This is a genomic window from Bradyrhizobium sp. Y36, from assembly GCF_002531575.1.
In the GTDB taxonomy this organism is placed as follows: domain Bacteria; phylum Pseudomonadota; class Alphaproteobacteria; order Rhizobiales; family Xanthobacteraceae; genus Bradyrhizobium.
The window spans coordinates 1-16,288 of record NZ_NWTI01000024.1; the positions used below are offsets into that span (position 1 = coordinate 1).

The window sequence follows — 16,288 nt, forward strand, 5'->3', positions numbered from 1 at the left end:
CTGCCAATTAGACAGACTGAATCACTGATCCCTCTGCGTCGCAACAGCCGCCTTTTTCAACAGAATCGGCCCCTAGCTGACCTTCACGGCCATGCCGACTGGAGGCCACTTTTGACCCACAGCGGACTCCACCTCATCGCCTTTCAGGCGGGCGCTCATTGGTGTTCAAGACAATCAAGAAGCGAAAACAAAATGATGAAGAAAAAGGCCCGACCGCAAATGCGGCCAGGCCAGTTTACTGGATATGAGAAAGCTGCGGTCAGTACCGTCCGGCAGAGGGCCCGCCGAACTTGTAATTCACGCGAACCGTGACGAGGTCGACATCCTGACGAATGCGATCCGCACCGAATGCAACGCCCGCGGGGGTTGTGAAGGTAAGGGTGCGATCCTGCATGAACAGATGATCGTATTCGACACCAGCCGACCAGCCGGGGGCAAAGCCGTATTCAAAGCCTACGCCGACGGTACCGCCCCAACGGGTGTCATCGCCGGTGCTGGCAAGCAAGGCGCCAGTCGCAGTCGAGTAGATCCGGTTTCGATTGTCGGTCACAGCAGCACCGCCCTTGACGTAGAACAGGACGTTGTTGGTGGCCCAGCCGAGCTGACCCGTGAACAGACCGAACGCATTGATCCGCGATTCGTTACGGAAGCCCGGTCCGAAGAGCGTGCTCAAGTTGCTGCCTCGCAGGTCAGCCCAGTCGCCCTGCGCTTCGAGGCCGAACACCCATGTTCCAGTCTGCCAGCGATAGCCGATCTGACCACCCGCAACGCCGCCCGTTGCGTCGTGCGAACCTTCGGGGCCCACCAGGAACGGGGCAACCGAATCCCAGCTGTTGCGACTTGAGCCCCAACCGCCGTTGGCGCCGATGTAGAAGCCGCTCCAGTCGTAGATCGCGGCGACCATTGGAGGTGCCTTCGTGTAGGGACGCGCAGCCAGATCTGCCGCGCTGGCCGGAGGCGATAGACCGAGCGCCAATGCCCCGGCCGTTGTCATCAGAAGTCTTCTCACTAAAGTGTCTCCCCGAAAAAGAGTTGAAAGCACGACACGCGTACCCCCACTGCCGAGCACACCTTAACCTTTCCCTCGCTCGTTGCTGTAGCCGGCTTGCAACACTCTGCCGCGATAATTCCAAATAGCTCATATCAATTAGACACTTAAGTTCCACAAGGCTTAGCATTTCTTATAGGGTGGCGAACGTCTTCAAGGCCGGCAGACTCTTTTGCTTCTGGCCAGTCACTGACGACGTGAAGCGCGGCTTCAACGGCACGGGGTCCGTTACAATTTTCGGATGTAGACCCAACCGGACCTCGACGGACTGCGACAGGGAGTCCTGCGAATTGTGGGCAACAGGCCCGGAATCCAGGCGATCCCGAGCCACTCCAGAACAGCCGACACGTTGCTTCCATTCGATCGACTTCTCCGACCGTCCCACCTCCCGCTCCAGCCGCCGGTAGTGCTCGGCCAATCTTGTCGGTGGCTCGTTCGCGTCCGAGCATCAGGAAATAGTTTAGCGACTGCGATGGTGACCTGCTCGGCCGTCCAGTCGGTCCCCTTGGCCGCCGGCCCTGTATCATCTGCCTCCACTGGGTCCACTGGTCGCTTTCCCTGCTCGCACGGAAAAAGCCTTCCAGGCAGCAGCCCATCCGCAAACTTTCGAAAAGCCTTGCATGCGTGGTGTGCCGCGATATGCGAGTTGCGCTCGATCGCAGGACCGCCTTTATCCCTGTGGCCTTCAGGAGGTGCGATTCACCGGATGAGAGTCAGGGTTGACTTATCCAAGAAGCGCTTCAGTTTGGCGGCGAGCAGATCTCGGGTACGGATCTCGCATTCCCAGATGACCAGAACTCGCCGCCCGATCTTGCGAAGTTTTTTTCTGCTATCGGCGTCCCGGGGACGTGTCGCGCGAGAGTTTTGCGGCCCAGAAATTCTTGCAGGTCGCCGGCTGTGTGGATTTCGAGCATCCTTGTGTTGATGCCAGAAACAGCCATGAACGAACACGACCGTGGCAAGACGATGTCGTCACTCCCATTTCGGCGTCTCGATCCGACGCGGCGGCGGCGGTGCCGGTGTGCATGCCGGGCTGCTACGGCGAACTTCTGCCGGCAAAGCCGACCGATGTGTTCGTTGCCTTCTTCAAAGAGCCCACCACGACAGCGACCGCTCGCCGAACGCGCTGCTATCGCGGGTTCGCCCGCACCCGGACGTTGAGGCCAGGATCAAGCCGTTCATAGGAAGTTTCACCTTCCAGCTGCTGGGCGAGCAACTGGACGATGCGCGACCCCAATCCGCCGGGCTCTGCCCCCTCGGGCAGACCGACTCCGTTATCGGAAACCGACAGCTCGATGCCGCTTCCACTTGCGAACGAGACCGCAATGTGGCCGGGCCTGTCGGCGGGAAAAGCGTACTTCAGCGAGTTCGTGACAAGCTCGTTCGTGATCATGCCGATCGCGAGCGCATGGCTGCTGGCCAGGTCGATGTCCTCGCAGACCACCTGAAATGCAATCGGCCCGGGAGGCGCCAAAGACTGGAAGACCTTTTCCACGACGTTGTTCAAAAAAAAGCGCATGTTCACGGAGTTCGAATCCCGCTTTGGCGAGAGATGGTCGTAGGCCTCCGCCATCACCTGCAGGCGACGCGCGGTGGCCTCCAGCGCGGCCGCGACTTCCGAACCGCCGTGTCTCGCCTCCAGCCTAATCATACCGCCAAGGATTGCGAGGTTGTTCTTCGTCCGGTGAGCCATCTCCTGCAGCAGCAGGGCCTTCGTCTTGTCGGCCAAAACCACCCGCCCCAGCTCGGAGCGTTGGAATTCGGCGACGGCGGCCGTTCCGGCTGCGGTGATGGCGAAGAGAGCGTTAGTCGCCAAGTAGTCCATGCCGTTGTTGCTGGCATAGCCGACGTAGGCCCCGATGGCGACCGCGATGATGGCTGCGAAAATTCCAGAGCCGCGGTCGAAGACGAGGCCCGAGAGAAACACACCGGGAAGCAGCAGGAAATATCCCGGCGACCCCGTCTGCATCTGCAGTGCCATCTGCAGGACGGCGCAGCCCAGCATGATGCACGCCGAAATGGCGTACCTGGCTACTGTCGGAAGCCCATGCTCCAGGACGAGAGGGAAGAGCCTGTTCATGGACAGAGAACCGCAGCCACGCATGCCCGTTCCTCACTACGGCGCGTCTGCTCCAGGCCACGGGCCCAGCGCTCTCGCAAGCTGCATCAGAGCCGGGAACGACCGCAACGTTGCGCCGTTCGAATGTGAGACACTAAATCCACAAGAGCCCCCAGTGAGCGTACTTCTCGTCGAAGACGATCCTCTGATCCGCGAATTCGTCGTCGATGCCCTGCGCGAGGCCGGCTATCACGTGATCCATGCGAGCACGGGAGAGGAAGCGCTCGCTTGGTGCGACCGCCGCGTCGCGGATGTTCTGATCACCGACGTGAGGCTACCCGGGCAGGTCGACGGGTGGCAGATCGCGGAGCGCTATCGGGAGCAGTACCCGAATTTGCCGGTCGTCTACGCGACCGGCTTCTCGCCGGTCCCGCCTCGCCCGGTCCAAGGCAGCCGTATCGTGAGAAAGCCCTTCCACCCGGACGAGATCGTGCGGGTGGTCCAGGAGCTCGGCGAGACGAGGCGAGCACCCCGACCTAGCGATCAACCGGCGGCCGCACGTCCGGAACTTCAGCGGGTGTGGATGCGCGAAGATCCAAACTTCCTTCACGCAGGAACGAAGGCTTGGCTGCCAAGTTTTCCCAACGCCCCTGCCCTAGGGGCGAACCCGGTACTGGCCCCAGCTCATAGCCCCCTAGAGCTGGGGCCTTCATACCGGCAGGCTATCTGTTCGGGAGAGCTTCAGCGAAATCGCTCGCCGACCACTACTCGTCGACCGCGGCAGCGGTGTTGCCGAGCAGCTTCAGCGCCGTCTCGATCTTTGAAAGCAACGCCTGGATCTCGGCCCGTTCGTTCGGACCCGGATCGGTCTCAAGGCGCGCGAGCAACTGCTCTTTCTGGGCCAGGAGCTTCGCAACAGCCGACATCTCATCATCCCCACAGGAACCGACGGAGAAAGGGCCGCTCGAGAGCGGCCCTTTCGTAGTTCACCAGCTCCGGGTACCGAAGCTGAAACCGATGCTCGGCCCACCGCCATAGTAGCCGTAGCCGCGGTCGTAGTAGCCGGGGCCGCCATAGTAGCCGTAGCTCCGGCGGACCACGTACCCGTCGTCCCCGCCGTAGTAGCGCTGGACGTAGCGTGGGCCGCGGGTCCGGTAGCAGCGACCGTACTCGTTACAAACGAGCCTGACCTGCTCGGTGGCACCGAGCTCGGCCGATGCGATGGCCGCAGGGGCGAGCGGGGCGGCATTCGCCGACGCTGCCATCAGGGTCGCCGTGAGCGCTCCCAACACGATGGTTTTCATGGTTCTTCTCCTTCGGTTGCGAGATCAATCGATCTCTTCGATGATGCGACGCTCGTGAGGTTCGACGATGTAGGTGCGCCTGTCCCGGTTGATGTACCGGTACTCGCGAAGGGTCGGAGCATCCCGATAGACCTCCTCCGGGAAGGCCTCGATCTCCACGCCCTCCGGCACGCGCTCGCCGGTCCGGATCTCGGTCCGGACCGAGCTGCCGGTGGTCACCCGCTTCTCGCGCTCGACCGGTCGCGCCTTGGCGTGCTTGCGGACGACCTCGCGTTCACGGTCGCTGAACGTCACCTTGCGCTGCTCGGTGCGCGCCGGCGCCGACGCGGTCGAACGGCCCGAGTACGGCAGGACGGTCACGATCTTGTAGGTCGATGGTTCGACGATCACGATCTCGTCCTTCACCAGGACGAAGTTGTAGCCCCGATACTGCGGCACGATCTCGACGACCTCGGCCGGCAGCGGCTGCAGCCGGATGTCGCGCGGGACGACGGTGCCCACCGACAAGGAGAAGTTCACGTTGGTGAGGGGCTGCACGTTCAGGTGCGAAATCGACGCGCTGATCCGGGTCCGCTGCTGGTCGTTGATGTTCACCGACGCATTCACGTTGGTGTTCGACGAACGATCCGCCGTGTTCTGCTGATTGTTCGGCTGCTGCGCGGTATTGGTCGAGCCGCTACCCGAGGGCGACTGCGCCTGGTTGGTGCCGGAAGCCGGCGGATTGGCGCTCTGCGTCGTGCCAGACGGCGAGTTGGTCTGCGCCTGGTTGGACGGCGTCGTGGACTGGTTCGTCGGCTGATTGGTCTGGGCCTGGTTCGTCGAGTTGCCCGAGGCGGGCGCCTGGGTGGTGTTGGTGCCTGACCCGGAATTGGACGGCGGGCTACCAGAGGTCTGGTTGGTCGATGACGGCGACAGGCTCTGAGCCGAGTTGCTGGAGGGAGTGGTCTGAGCCGAGCCCGACGAATTCGAGGGCGTCGACGTCGAAGAGGACGGCGTCGACGTGGAGTCCTTTTGCTGCGTTGCGGACGGAGTGGAGCTCGACGTGCTCGGAGACGATTGCGCGAATGCCGAAGTCGCGATGGCAACCGCAGCGGTCGTGGCCAAGAATAAACGCTTGTTCATCTGAAACCTCCCAAATGTGGACGCCGATCAACCCTCGGCGCCGCCTTCGGTTCCAGCCGGGAAAATCTGGCAATCCGCAGCGAGATCGAGCTTGCGATTTGCCCGGCGGCTAGAGATGCTGCTTCGCGGAAGGGCAAGCACGCGTTCACCAAGACGGCGTCGCCCGCCCGCCCGTCGTGCGAACGCCGCTCCCACACGATCTCCATGGCACCGTGGCCCGCTGTGTCTTTTGATACATTCGCGCCACGTCCGAGGTGCTACGACTTACCAAATGCCGAGCGGCGGGGCGGCCGATGAAACGACTAAGGCATTCCTTGGGGGACGTCGGCAATCCTAGCTGTCCAAATTGCCGTGTAACAATGAAATGGTTTCGGTCCGAACTCGTCCGGGACAATCCCACGACGATGATCGCGCACCTCTTCGTCTGCCCAAATTGCAAGGGCGCGCAAGGACAGGACACGGATTTCGAGCCGGTTGTCGTGCCGCCAAACAGGCTGGCCGGACCGCGATTTCAGGTCATCAAGGGGGGCAAGCAGACCACCTGAAAGCGGTTCCATCATGGCTTCCAGACCGGGAAAAAGTGGAACTTCTGCCGCGTCCGCCTCGTTAGCAATAGCCACTTTACAACTGCTTGAGGAGAACTCCATGAAGAAGCTGGTCGTGTGCGGCGCGCTCGCCGCTTTCGCTCTCGGCACCCAGGCCGCCAGTGCCGCCGAGTTCTACATCGTCCGCGATGCGACGACCAAGAAATGCACCGTCGTCGACACCAAGCCGACGACCACCACCACGACAGTGGTGGGCAACGGCGTCTACAAGACCAAGACGGAGGCCGAGTCCGCCGTAAAGACCACCAAGGTTTGCACCGAGCACTGATCGCAGGCCGATTTAACGAGCGGCTCGTCCGGTACGCCGGGCGGGCCGTTTTGTTTCGGCCGAACGATTCCTTCGGAGGCGCTACCTGCCAGCGACCAGCTCGCGATATCGTTCTTCGTATTCCTTCGCCATTCGGCTCGCGACGAAGCGCTCCTCGAAGCGGGCGCGGACCCTTCGTCGGTCCAAGCGGATGACCTTCTCGACTGCTTCGATCGCCTCCTGCTCGCCGTCCACGATGAATCCGGTGACGCCGTCCTCCACGACCTCCGGCACCGATCCGGAGCGATAGGCGATCACCGGCGTCCCGCATGCCATCGCCTCGATCATCACCAGGCCGAAGGGCTCGGGCCAATCGATCGGAAACAGCAAGGCGGAGGCGCCGGCGAGGAACGGCTGCTTCCGCAGTTCGTCCACCTCGCCGATGAGCTGGACCGTCTCTCCATCGATCTCGGGTTCGAGCTTCTTCTTGAAGTAGGCCGTTTCGGCCCGGGGTATCTTGGCGGCGATCCGGAGCGGCATCTGAACCGCCCGCGCGATGCGTATCGCTGCTTCAGGCCCCTTCTCCGCCGTCAGCCGCCCGAGGAAGGCCAGGTACGATCCGGCTTCGTAGGAGGGACGAAACAGATCCTTGGGCAGCCCGTGCGGAATCGTCGCGATCCAATTCGCGTCCGGGAGCGGACGCCGCTGGTTGTCCGAGATCGAGACAAAAGGAGCCTTCGGGAAAGTGCCGATCACATCGGGCAGCCCCGGAAGGTCGAGCCGCCCGTGCATGGTCGTCAGAAACGGCACTCCAGTGCGGCCCAGGACCGGCAGAGGCAACCAATCCACATGAGAATGAATCACGTCGAAATCGCGCGCGCGCTCGCCGATGGCCTCGATCAAGAGCGCGCAGGCGGCGTTCGGATCGACGCCTTTCCGCCCCAGGCGTAGCGCGCGCGGCCACACGGCATGGAGCTTGGCTTTCGTGCTCGAGTCGCCGCTCGCAAACAGCGTCACGTCGTGCCCGCGATCGACGAGCTCGTCTACCAGCCAGGCGATCACCCGCTCGGTGCCTCCGTACAGCTTCGGAGGGACGCTCTCGGCCAACGGGGCAAGCTGGGCGATCCGCATCGAGCTAGGCTCCGAACACGATGCGCAAGCCGATCACGATGATCGCGGAGATCAGAAACGAAATCGCGAGCAGCGTCCAACCGGGCCTTGTGCTTCCGATGGCTGCGCGTGCCAATAGCATTTTCATGCACGTCAACATTCGTCTCTGGGAAGCCGGTGCAGGTAAGCGATCCCGAAGCTGGCGAGCTCTCCGGTATCACCCTGGCGCTCTTCCCATCTCCTGTGCAGATGGCGCTCCAGCAAACAGCGTCGGCTGTCGCGAGCGCCGACGTCGGGGCGCCGAGCGCGGTACACGTTCCAGGGGGTCTCCGAGGCGTTCTTCAAGACGACATCGTCAACCATTTCTGCGCTCCCGGCGACCGATCCGATCGCTGGCAACTCGACACAGTCGGCAAAGTTTCCAGTTTTTCCCGAGCGCGTGCCTCAACGCACAAGCGGGCGTTCAGCAAGCTTTTGCGCGGGCCCGCTCGCGTGCCGCACGACGGCGCTGCAGGCGCTGGCTTCGGCCGGAGCGCCTGGCGGCGAGAGGTGTGGACGCCGCTGGACTTGAAGCCGGCGGCTCCACGGCGGGCGCAGCGCTCTCCGTCGTTGTCTCGGCAGGCTTGGCTTCCATGAACCCCAGCACGGCACGGCCCTTCTCCGTGATCCGCCATCCGCCATTCAGACGCTCGACCAATCCTTGCGAGAAGATGTCGAGCTCCGGCACGCGAGCGGCAAGGCGCTTGGTCCGCTCGGCCCAGTCGCGCCCGCTCGTCGCCAGGATCGCCATGTCGCGCTTGAGATCGACCATGACGGCGAACCCGTCGGGATAGCTCACCAGGATCTTGAGCACGGTGACCTGGAAGTTCACCCCAGCCTTCCTCGACCTATCGCCACATGGTCGGAGCGTCGTGGAGGGCCGCGCGTCCGACCTGCTTCAGCTTCTCCGGCGAGCTGTCGCCGTTCGTCGCCGCTTCCAGAATCCTCGAAGCAACATGGGTGCGCGCCGCGGTTTCGTGGCGCGAGACGTCTTCGCAGACCTCGTCGGATACGGCGCGCAAGAGCGCGGTCGTGGCCGGATCGAACATGGAAACCCCCAACGCAGGAAGAGTTAGCTTACCGCGGAATAGCTTTGCGACGAATTCAACAAAGTTAACCGCCCCGCCCCAAGCATGAACGGCCCCCACGTGCGAGCAGCCCACCCGGCTGCAAAGCTGCTCCTTCGGTCCCCTTCTTTGACCCTCTCCCAGGCTTTCCGCTCACCACGATCCGCCGGCAGTCGCATCGGCGCGCTCGAAGGCGAGACGGCGGTCGGGTGTCCGCTTCCGCAGCATTGCCGACCGCTTCGGATGCGTGAGGACCGCCGCAACGTGGGCCGGCTCTTCCTTCTGGGCCTCGCCGGATGGTGCGGCAGGCATGGCGGCCATGGCTTCTCGCACTTCCCGCGGCAGCTCTTCCGGGATCGGATCGGCCTGCGCGATCATCGGTACCTCGGCGCGCTGGCTGGTGTCGAAGACGATTTTCTCCGGAAGGCTCCTCGCCGATTTTATCCGGATGATGGTCCTGTCGGGGTCGGCCACGGCGGCGGCTTCTACCGGAGCGGGCAGGTACCGATCCGCAGCGAAGAGCAACGCCAGCAGGAACCCGCCGACGAAGACGAAATAACGAATGATCGGCATGGATGGCCGCTCGGAAATGGGAAATCAAGGTATCGGCGGATGGGAGGCGGGCCGCTGCGATCAGCGACGCGCTAGAATGCTCAGTCGATCTCCTGGACGACCGTCCGGGTCGACGGATCGACCAGCATCACGCGCTCGCCCGAGTAGACATAGCGGTACTTCCTGAGCGAAGGACCCCAATCGGCGGGCACCGCCTCGAGCTCGACCTCGCGCGGGACGGGCTGGCCGACCACGATCTTCTGCTGCACCGGACGAACCTTGTGCTCGGTGACGTAGGTGCGGATCTTGGTGCGGTATTCCGGCTCGATCTGCACGGCGGCCGAGTGACCGGTGCCGGTGGTTGTGACGACCGTCGACTGCGCCATCGCGCCCGTCGAGATCAGCGCGGCCAGGGCCGTCGTCACTAGAAGATTGTTCATGTTGTTCTCCTCGCCGCCAGATGCGGCATGCGAGAACCCGCAGATGATGGCAAGGTTCCGGAAAGAGGCAGGAGAATTGCCATATTTTCCCGAACGTCGGAGGCGAGAGCGCGGGAAGTCGGCTCGGATCAAGGATTGGCTCGAGCCCCGAGAGCGTGGTCCGCCAGGCACTCGGTAAGGTCATCCCTTCTGCAGCACGGTCGAGAGCGCCGAGGCGTCATTCAATATCGAGAAGACCTCGCGCGAAGACAGATGCGCGGCGGCTTCCTCGAACGTCTCGCTGGCATCCACCTTGGCACGTCCGACCGCCAGGTTGGCGTCTACGGTATCGGGCCTGGCAGCGCGCGGTGGCGGCAACTGGGCGACATGAAAGGCCAGCAGCTCGGGGGCTTCGCGAAGCTCCGTGAGAGCGGGTTTGATGCCGACCTCCGCCGCCGCACTCAATTCGTTGGCCCGGCGCAGGATTGAAGGCGGCTCCCGGTCTTCAGGGGTGGCGAACAGTTTGCCGGACGACGGCCTGGCCGTCAGCGCCCCGATAGGAACAGCGAACAGCAGCCCGACGATCACCGGCGACATCCAGAGCAAAAGTGGCAACGAAACGGCGTAGGCGCTTGCGGCCATCGCAACGCCGCACAAGGTCGGGATGCCGTACTTCCGATAGAGCTCGCGGCGCTCCACAGTGCCGTCGTCTCGTCTTTGCGTCTGCCATCCGGCATCGCGGCCGGCCAGAATCTCGACGACCGCGATCGACTGAAAGATCATCATTACGGGCGCCATCAATGCAGAGATGACGATCTCCGCGAGAACTCCGGCCGAGGTCCGCAACGCGCCGCCGAATTGGCGCCTCACCGGGCTCCGCGTCCAAACGACGACCAGACTGAGCAGCTTCGGCAACAACAACAGTCCCATCGTGGCGACGAACACCCAAATAGCGAGCACGGGATCCTGGGCCGGCCAGGTCGGAAAGAGGGAGAAGCCCTTGGGAAAATACTCCGGGCGCACGAAGCGGGCCTGGAGCGAGATCAGCATCCCCAGCAGCAGGAATAGCAGCCACAGCGGCGCCGTTAGATAGGCCCCGATCCCCACCATGAAATGCAGGCGCGATACCCAATGGAGACCGCGAGCGGGCACCACGGCGAGATGCTGAAGATTGCCCTGACACCAGCGCCGGTCGCGCGCGGCGAAATCGAGCAGCGAAGGCGGCACCTCCTCAAAGCTTCCGCCGAGCGTCGGCAGCATGTAGATACCCCACCCCGCCCGCCGCATCAGCGCGGCCTCGACGAAATCGTGGCTGAGGATGTGCCCGCCGAACGGCTTGGGTCCCCGAAGCTGCGGCAGCGCCGCCGCTTCCGCGAACGCCTTCACGCGGATGATCGCGTTGTGGCCCCAATAGTTGCCTTCCGAGCCGTGCCACCAGGCCACGCCGGCGGCGATCATCGGCCCGTACAGCCGGCCCGCGAATTGCTGGACGCGGCTAAAAAAACTTCGCGCGTTGACCACCATCGGGAGCGTTTGGACGAGCCCCGCGGTCGGATTGGCCTCGATGGCATGGACCAACCGGACGATGGTCTGTCCGCTCATGAGACTGTCGGCGTCGAGCACGATCATGAAGTCGTAGACGGCGCCGAACCGCGTGATCCACTCGGAGATGTTGCCGGCTTTCCGCGCCGTGTTGTCGGCGCGGTGGCGATAGTACAGTCGCGGCGTCCCCACCGCCTGCCGTAGCGCGAGCAACGCTTTCTCCTCGGCGACCCAGATGTCCGGGTCGGTGCTGTCGCTCAGAACGTACCAGTCGAACAGCTCCCCGTGCGAGGTCGCCTCCAAGGATTCGATCATCGCGCGAAGCCGCGCCGTCAATCGGTGCGGGTCCTCGTTGTAGGTGGGAAGCAGCATGGCGGTGCGGCTCACGATCGCAGGCAGCTCCGCAACTACCGCGGTCGGATGGGTCAGCAGCACGAAGAACCCGGCGAGTGCGGAGGCAAACGAGAAAGCCACCCACGCGAGCAAAACGAGGAACAGCACCAGCACCATGGCTTCCAGTACGGTGACGCCGCCGACCTCCAGCACGCGATACATCTCGTAGCCGCCCGCGCCCGTGAGCGCCGCCGTCGCGAGCAGAATGAGGCCGCGGCGCCAAGCCATCGCGGAGCCCACCGCCGCAGGAACGCGGTCGGGGACCCGGGCCTTCCCGAGGTTGCCAGGAGCCATCGGAAGCGGCGTCTCGCGAGGCAGCAGGCGCTCCGTCGCGATATCGCCGGCGACCGGTCGCGTCGCCGTGGTCAGGGGGCCCATCGGTAGACCCAGACTTCCGACAAGGGCTTGTCACCCTCGGTCAGAAACGCGCGCAGCTCGATCGGCTCGCCTTTCACCTGGCACTGGAAGCTGAGCCGCCAGCCACCGGTGTAGGGATTGGGCTGCGTGACGATGTTCTTCACTTCGGACTTCTCCGCCGTCACCACGCCTTTCACGCCCGCGGGATCGATGCCCTTCAGGTTCTCACCGACCAGATCGAGGACGAAGAGGCGGGCATCCTCGCCCCGCGCCCCTATTCCGCTTCGCGTGAAGCGCGCCAGCGAATGCGGCTTCGGGCTATCCGGGCCCCAGTACAGCCGATAGGTGTAGTTGTGTTCGCCCTTGGCCTGCAGGGGGTTCTTCGGCCGCCAGAACGCGGCAATGTTGTCGTGAACCTCCTCCTTGGTCGGGATCTCGAATAGCGTGACCCCGCCCTCGCCCCAATCGCCGATGGGCTCCATCCAGAGACTTGGGCGTTTTTCGAAGCTGGACTCGATGTCCTGGTAGGCGAAGAAGTTTCGCTCCCGTTGCATCAAGCCGAAGCCGCGGGGATTGAGATCCTGAAAGGTGCTGATCTGCAGATCGCGCGGATTGCTGAGCGGGCGCCAAAGGCTTTCGCCCTTGCCGTTGAAGATCGCCAGGCCGTCGGAATCGTGGACCGACGGACGGAAGTCGTCGATGTCGTTGCGGTCGTTCGGGCCGTAGAAGAACATGCTGGTCATGGGCGCGAGACCGGCGCGCTGCATTTCGACGCGCGGATAGACCGACATTTCAACGTCGAACACCGTGGTTTCGCCCGGCCGGACGGTGAAGCGGTAGCTTGCCGCGCAGCTTTTGCTGTCGAGGAGAGCTTGGATGACCATCGAGGTTGCACCCGACGCCGGCCGCTCGAGCCAGAAGGCCTTGAAGAGCGGAAACTCCTCGCCCTTGGCTTCGCCGGTATCGATCGAGAGTCCGCGGGCGGAGAGCCCGTACGTCTGCCCCTTGGCCACAGCGCGGAAATAACTCGCGCCCAGGAATACGCAGACCTCGTCGTAATAGTCGGGACGGTTTATGGGCGCATGGATGCGGAAGCCTGCGAACCCGAGATCCGTCTCCTCGAACGCCGGGACCTTCTCTCCGAAAGAAAAGTCCGCCTTGCGGTACTTGATCTCGGCGACCTTTCCATCCGCGACCTCGAAGATATTCACCCTGTTCTTGTAAAAGAAGCCACGATGGAAGAACTGCGCTTCGAACGGAAGATTCTTGCCACGCCAAAGGGCCCGCTCAGGCAAAAAGCGGATCGAACGGTACTGGTCGTAGTCCAGGTCTTTCAACCCGGCCGGCAGCTTCTCGTCGGGCGCCTCGAACGGCTTGCTTGCGATCGCACGGGCAAGATCCCTCACCGTCGACGGGCCAAAGGTCTCGTCCGACGCAGCGGCGAAGCCGCTGCGCGAGGCGAGTAGCATCGCCGGCAGTAACGCCGACCCTTGAACAAGCTGGCGTCGGTTCACGTGTACTCCTCGCTACTGCTGCCGCGGCCAAGCAACGATCACCATGGCCCGTGGGTTCCACGGCCCGCGTATAGTCCCAGAGGTACATACTTCCAGCATCATTGGCCGAGGCTCTGCCCGTAGGCGTCGGTGGCTGAGAGACCGATTGCGCTCCCGCCCGCACCAAGTGGAGCACAACCATGCCTATTGCGCGCTTGCTCGCGGACATCACCATTGCGCCAGAATAGCGGAACGCTCTCGAGTTGGCCTTCAAGGCCGCTCTCCGAAAACTCGAACTCGTCGATCGCGAGGGCCCTTGTGCGCTGTCGTCGCAAGGAAGATGCTCGAACTTCATCAGCGCGGTGTGACCGATGCTGCCGCACTCTCCGATCTGACCATTCGAGAAATCGGTAGGCAGCGGTTCAACTCAGCGTCGGCTCGCTACGCGAATGCCCGGCGAGTACCTAACTCCCTTCGGTGCCGCAGCGATTAACTTGCCGCCTGCTCGGCGGCGCGGCGGGCCCGTCGTCCGGTCGTCTTCACACGCTCGTTCGCCGTTTTTTCCGCTTTGGCGCGCGATTCGCATTTCTCCCGCAGGTCTTCGATCTCTTCGTCCGTGAGATGCTCGATACCGACAAGGGAGTTTCGCGCCGTCCCGACGCGGATCAATTCGTCAAGCTTGACCTGCATGGCTGCGCTGTCGCGGTTCTGGGAATTCTGAATGAGGAAGACCATCAGGAAGGTGACGATGGTGGTGCCGGTGTTGATGACCAACTGCCACGTGTCCGAATAGCCGAACAACGGACCGGTGACTGCCCAGATGATGACCACCAGGGCCGCGAGCACGAAGGTCGACGCGCGCCCCGCAGCCTGCGAGGTGCGGGTAGCAAACTCGCCGAAGAAGCGGGCGGTGCCGCCTTCCGTTTTCTTCCGCCTATCACGCATGAGATCCTCCGATTTTGAGAGAACGGGCGAAGAGGTTCGCGGGTTCCCCGTAAGGCGCATCGACCACTAGCCTCAGTCGAAAGTATGAACGTCCGCAATGGGATCTGCGGAACTGGAGGGCAAACGTTCCGGTTGGATGCCCAGCATGGCTCGGATCGAAGACTACGCCTTGATCGGCGATTGTGAGACTGCGGGTCTGGTCGGGCGCGACGGGTCAATCGACTGGCTCTGCGTCCCCCGCTTCGATTCGGACAGCTGCTTCGCGAAGCTACTCGGCGATGAGCACAACGGATACTGGAAGATTTGCCCCGAGGCTCGCTCGAGCAGCGAACGACGCTACCGACCGGGCACCTTGATCCTCGAGACGACCTTTACGACCGACTGCGGCCGGGTCCGCCTCATCGATCTCATGCCGCCTAAGACGGATCTCTCGAAGGTCGTCAGAATCGTCGAAGGACTGGAGGGCGAGGTCGAGATGCGCAGCGAACTTGTCGCGCGCTTCGACTACGGGACCAGCGTACCTTGGGTCAGCCGCCTTGAGGACGGAGCGGTCAGCATGGTCGCGGGCGCGTCGATGCTACTGCTCAGGACCGCGGTGCCGATGCGCGGCGAAGCCATGAAAACTGTGGGCTCGTTCTCGGTCGCGCGCGGCGAGACCGTGGCTTTCGTGCTTTCCCATCAGATATCCTACCAGGATCCCGCCGCTCCCGAGGACCCTGCGTCTCTTCTGAAACAGGCAGAGGATTTCTGGCGCAATTGGTCCAGCCGCTGCAAGACGGCAGGGCCATATTCGGAGGCGGTCCAGCGATCCCTGATAACTCTCAAAGCGCTGACGTTCGGGCCGAGCGGCGGCATCGTCGCCGCCGCTACGACGTCGCTGCCGGAGCAGATCGGAGGCTCGAGAAATTGGGACTACCGCTTCTGCTGGGTACGTGACGCCACCTTGACGCTACTGGCCCTCGTGGGCGCGGGCTTCTTCGACGAAGCGCGCGCTTGGCGCGACTGGCTCGTCCGCGCCGTCGCGGGAAGTCCGCGGCAGCTCCAGATCATGTACGCGGTCACCGGCGAACGCAGGCTGACCGAGTGGGAAGTCCCGTGGCTCTCCGGATATGAGAACTCCAAGCCCGTCCGGATCGGAAACGCGGCGCACACCCAGCTTCAGCTCGACGTCTACGGCGAGCTGATGGACGCCCTATATCAGGCGCGCCGCGGCGGTCTCCGCGAGAACAAGCGCGCCTGGGCAGTACAATGCGCGCTGCTCGACCATCTCAAGAGCATCTGGAGCCAGCCGGACGAGGGCATATGGGAGGTCCGGGGCGGCGCGAAACACTTCACGTATTCCAAGATCATGGCGTGGGTCGCCTACGATCGGGCCATCAAGTCGGCTGCCGAGTTCGGCATGAAGGGCCGCGTCGAGGAGTGGGAAGCGCAACGAGCCGCGATCCACGACGAGGTGTGCCGGCGCGGCTACGACCTTGAGCGCAAAACCTTCGTCCAGGTCTACGGCGAGCCGCAACTCGACGCGAGCTTGCTGCTGATCCCGGCCGTGGGCTTTCTGCCACCCGAGGATCCTCGCGTGATCTCGACGATCCAGGCGATCGAACGGGAATTGCTCCAGGACGGTTTCGTCCGGCGTTACGATACGGGTGCGACGAAGGATGGTCTGCCGCCGGGGGAAGGCATGTTCCTGGCCTGCAGCTTCTGGCTGGCGGATGCCTACCATCTGATCGGCCGCGACGCCGAGGCCAAGGAATTGTTCGAGCGGCTTCTCGCGCTTCGCAACGACGTCGGCCTGCTATCGGAAGAATACGACATTTCGCGGCGGCGCTTGGTCGGAAACTTTCCGCAGGCCTTTTCTCACATAGCCCTCGTCAATACCGCCCACAACCTCACCCACCGCGAAAAACCCTCGGAGCACCGCGGTAGCAAGAGAGCCCTCCCCAGCGAGGGAGATGAAGCCGCGCGCTCCGACTAGGAGGTCCGCCA

17 protein-coding genes and 1 pseudogene are annotated in these 16,288 nt (G+C 63.3%); 3 read left to right on the forward strand and 15 right to left on the reverse strand.

Translation table 11 applies throughout. From position 1 onward, the window contains the following. Positions 1-259 precede the first annotated feature (259 nt). Positions 260-994, reverse strand: a complete 735-nt coding sequence (locus CO669_RS29810; protein WP_035703233.1) for an outer membrane protein — start codon at positions 992-994, stop codon at positions 260-262. A gap of 1,183 nt (positions 995-2,177) precedes the next feature. Further along, positions 2,178-3,053 (reverse strand): sensor histidine kinase, encoded by an 876-nt coding sequence (locus CO669_RS36460; protein ID WP_081492397.1) that lies wholly within the window; start codon positions 3,051-3,053, stop codon positions 2,178-2,180. A gap of 97 nt (positions 3,054-3,150) precedes the next feature. On the opposite strand from CO669_RS36460, the pseudogene CO669_RS29825 reads away from it, so the two are divergent. Further along, a pseudogene (locus CO669_RS29825) lies at positions 3,151-3,597 on the forward strand (response regulator transcription factor); the annotation flags it as partial. Positions 3,598-3,871: 274 nt separating this feature from the next. Here CO669_RS29825 and CO669_RS36195 read toward each other — a convergent pair. The 4 genes from CO669_RS36195 to CO669_RS35770 form a co-directional block, all read right to left on the reverse strand. Then, positions 3,872-4,033, reverse strand: a complete 162-nt coding sequence (locus tag CO669_RS36195) for a hypothetical protein (RefSeq protein ID WP_193374107.1) — start codon at positions 4,031-4,033, stop codon at positions 3,872-3,874. Positions 4,034-4,093: 60 nt separating this feature from the next. Continuing rightward, positions 4,094-4,411, reverse strand: a complete 318-nt coding sequence (locus tag CO669_RS29830) for a hypothetical protein (RefSeq protein ID WP_035703241.1) — start codon at positions 4,409-4,411, stop codon at positions 4,094-4,096. 24 nt (positions 4,412-4,435) lie between these two features. Further along, positions 4,436-5,533, reverse strand: coding sequence for a DUF1236 domain-containing protein (locus tag CO669_RS29835; protein WP_097664809.1), 1,098 nt, complete (start codon positions 5,531-5,533; stop codon positions 4,436-4,438). A gap of 302 nt (positions 5,534-5,835) precedes the next feature. Next, positions 5,836-6,180 carry a hypothetical protein gene (locus CO669_RS35770; protein WP_158228804.1) on the reverse strand — a complete coding sequence of 115 codons (345 nt, stop codon included), beginning with the start codon at positions 6,178-6,180 and terminating at the stop codon, positions 5,836-5,838. Here CO669_RS35770 and CO669_RS29845 point away from each other — a divergent pair. After that, positions 6,179-6,406, forward strand: coding sequence for a hypothetical protein (locus CO669_RS29845; protein ID WP_028141949.1), 228 nt, complete (start codon positions 6,179-6,181; stop codon positions 6,404-6,406). The genes CO669_RS35770 and CO669_RS29845 overlap by 2 nt on opposite strands. 81 nt (positions 6,407-6,487) lie before the next feature. Here the strand turns inward: CO669_RS29845 and CO669_RS29850 are convergent, their stop codons facing one another. The 9 genes from CO669_RS29850 to CO669_RS29890 all read right to left on the reverse strand — a co-directional run bounded on the left by CO669_RS29850 (position 6,488) and on the right by CO669_RS29890 (position 14,302). Next, positions 6,488-7,516: a glycosyltransferase family 4 protein gene (locus CO669_RS29850; protein WP_028141948.1), complete on the reverse strand. Its 1,029-nt coding sequence runs from the start codon at positions 7,514-7,516 to the stop codon at positions 6,488-6,490. Between the two features lie 4 nt (positions 7,517-7,520). Continuing rightward, on the reverse strand, positions 7,521-7,643 hold the full coding sequence (locus CO669_RS36570) for a hypothetical protein (protein ID WP_256379450.1): 123 nt from the start codon (positions 7,641-7,643) through the stop codon (positions 7,521-7,523). A gap of 315 nt (positions 7,644-7,958) precedes the next feature. Beyond that, positions 7,959-8,366, reverse strand: coding sequence for a hypothetical protein (locus CO669_RS29860; protein ID WP_028141946.1), 408 nt, complete (start codon positions 8,364-8,366; stop codon positions 7,959-7,961). Positions 8,367-8,382: 16 nt separating this feature from the next. Further along, on the reverse strand, positions 8,383-8,583 hold the full coding sequence (locus CO669_RS29865; protein WP_028141945.1) for a hypothetical protein: 201 nt from the start codon (positions 8,581-8,583) through the stop codon (positions 8,383-8,385). A 171-nt stretch (positions 8,584-8,754) separates the two neighbouring features. Next, the gene (locus tag CO669_RS29870; RefSeq protein ID WP_050990942.1) at positions 8,755-9,174 is read right to left on the reverse strand and encodes a hypothetical protein; all 420 of its coding nucleotides are present in this window, start codon (positions 9,172-9,174) and stop codon (positions 8,755-8,757) included. Between the two features lie 80 nt (positions 9,175-9,254). Beyond that, a complete protein-coding gene (locus CO669_RS29875) occupies positions 9,255-9,593 on the reverse strand; it encodes a DUF1236 domain-containing protein (RefSeq protein WP_028141944.1) in 339 nt (112 codons plus the stop codon). Positions 9,594-9,773: 180 nt separating this feature from the next. After that, on the reverse strand, positions 9,774-11,885 hold the full coding sequence (gene mdoH, locus CO669_RS29880; RefSeq protein ID WP_028141943.1) for a glucans biosynthesis glucosyltransferase MdoH: 2,112 nt from the start codon (positions 11,883-11,885) through the stop codon (positions 9,774-9,776). Continuing rightward, entirely contained in the window at positions 11,873-13,333 is a 1,461-nt protein-coding gene (locus CO669_RS29885) for a glucan biosynthesis protein G (RefSeq protein WP_097664814.1), read from the reverse strand. The genes mdoH and CO669_RS29885 overlap by 13 nt, the downstream gene beginning before the upstream one ends. Before the next feature lie 513 nt (positions 13,334-13,846). Further along, positions 13,847-14,302 carry a low affinity iron permease family protein gene (locus CO669_RS29890; RefSeq protein WP_028141941.1) on the reverse strand — a complete coding sequence of 152 codons (456 nt, stop codon included), beginning with the start codon at positions 14,300-14,302 and terminating at the stop codon, positions 13,847-13,849. A 145-nt stretch (positions 14,303-14,447) separates the two neighbouring features. Between CO669_RS29890 and CO669_RS29895 the strand changes: the two genes are divergently transcribed. Further along, positions 14,448-16,277, forward strand: coding sequence for a glycoside hydrolase family 15 protein (locus CO669_RS29895; RefSeq protein WP_308421700.1), 1,830 nt, complete (start codon positions 14,448-14,450; stop codon positions 16,275-16,277). The last annotated feature ends 11 nt before the right edge of the window (positions 16,278-16,288 follow it).